Source organism: Nostoc sp., from assembly GCF_036919895.1.
GTDB lineage: Bacteria > Cyanobacteriota > Cyanobacteriia > Cyanobacteriales > Nostocaceae > Nostoc.
Genome location: NZ_JBALBW010000106.1, coordinates 1 through 1,569, shown reverse-complemented (window position 1 = coordinate 1,569; position 1,569 = coordinate 1). Strand labels below are relative to the sequence as shown.

The 1,569-nt window shown below is 54.4% G+C and carries 1 rRNA gene; it reads left to right on the top strand.

Annotated elements, in window-relative coordinates:
* Window position 1: 1 nt before the first annotated feature.
* Window positions 2-1,490, top strand: a 16S ribosomal RNA gene (locus tag V7K55_RS21195).
* Window positions 1,491-1,569 lie beyond the last annotated feature (79 nt).

The following is a 1,569-nucleotide window of genomic DNA, read 5'->3' as shown; positions in this document are numbered from 1 at the left end:
CAAAACGGAGAGTTTGATCCTGGCTCAGGATGAACGCTGGCGGTATGCTTAACACATGCAAGTCGAACGGTGCTTTCGGGCACAGTGGCGGACGGGTGAGTAACGCGTGAGAATCTGGCTCTAGGTCTGGGACAACCACTGGAAACGGTGGCTAATACCGGATGTGCCGAGAGGTGAAAGGTTAACTGCCTAGAGATGAGCTCGCGTCTGATTAGCTAGTTGGAAGTGTAATGGACTCCCAAGGCGACGATCAGTAGCTGGTCTGAGAGGACGATCAGCCACACTGGGACTGAGACACGGCCCAGACTCCTACGGGAGGCAGCAGTGGGGAATTTTCCGCAATGGGCGAAAGCCTGACGGAGCAATACCGCGTGAGGGAGGAAGGCTCTTGGGTCGTAAACCTCTTTTCTCAGGGAAGAACACAATGACGGTACCTGAGGAATAAGCATCGGCTAACTCCGTGCCAGCAGCCGCGGTAATACGGAGGATGCAAGCGTTATCCGGAATGATTGGGCGTAAAGCGTCCGCAGGTGGCAATGTAAGTCTGCTGTTAAAGAGTGAGGCTCAACCTCATAAGAGCAGTGGAAACTACATAGCTAGAGTACGTTCGGGGCAGAGGGAATTCCTGGTGTAGCGGTGAAATGCGTAGAGATCAGGAAGAACACCGGTGGCGAAGGCGCTCTGCTAGGCCGTAACTGACACTGAGGGACGAAAGCTAGGGGAGCGAATGGGATTAGATACCCCAGTAGTCCTAGCCGTAAACGATGGATACTAGGCGTGGCTTGTATCGACCCGAGCCGTGCCGTAGCTAACGCGTTAAGTATCCCGCCTGGGGAGTACGCCGGCAACGGTGAAACTCAAAGGAATTGACGGGGGCCCGCACAAGCGGTGGAGTATGTGGTTTAATTCGATGCAACGCGAAGAACCTTACCAAGGCTTGACATGTCGCGAATCTTGATGAAAGTTGAGAGTGCCTTCGGGAGCGCGAACACAGGTGGTGCATGGCTGTCGTCAGCTCGTGTCGTGAGATGTTGGGTTAAGTCCCGCAACGAGCGCAACCCTCGTTTTTAGTTGCCAGCATTAAGTTGGGCACTCTAGAGAGACTGCCGGTGACAAACCGGAGGAAGGTGGGGATGACGTCAAGTCAGCATGCCCCTTACGCCTTGGGCTACACACGTACTACAATGCTCCGGACAGAGGGCAGCAAGCATGCGAATGCAAGCAAATCCCGGAAACCGGGGCTCAGTTCAGATCGCAGGCTGCAACTCGCCTGCGTGAAGGAGGAATCGCTAGTAATTGCAGGTCAGCATACTGCAGTGAATTCGTTCCCGGGCCTTGTACACACCGCCCGTCACACCATGGAAGCTGGTAGTGCCCGAAGTCATTACTCCAACCCTTCGGGGAGGAGGATGCCTAAGGCAGGACTGGTGACTGGGGTGAAGTCGTAACAAGGTAGCCGTACCGGAAGGTGTGGCTGGATCACCTCCTTTTTAGGGAGACCTACACCCCTTACAACTCGAAAAGCATACAGCTATATAGAATGTAAGTTGGTCTAACCTAGGTCGGTCG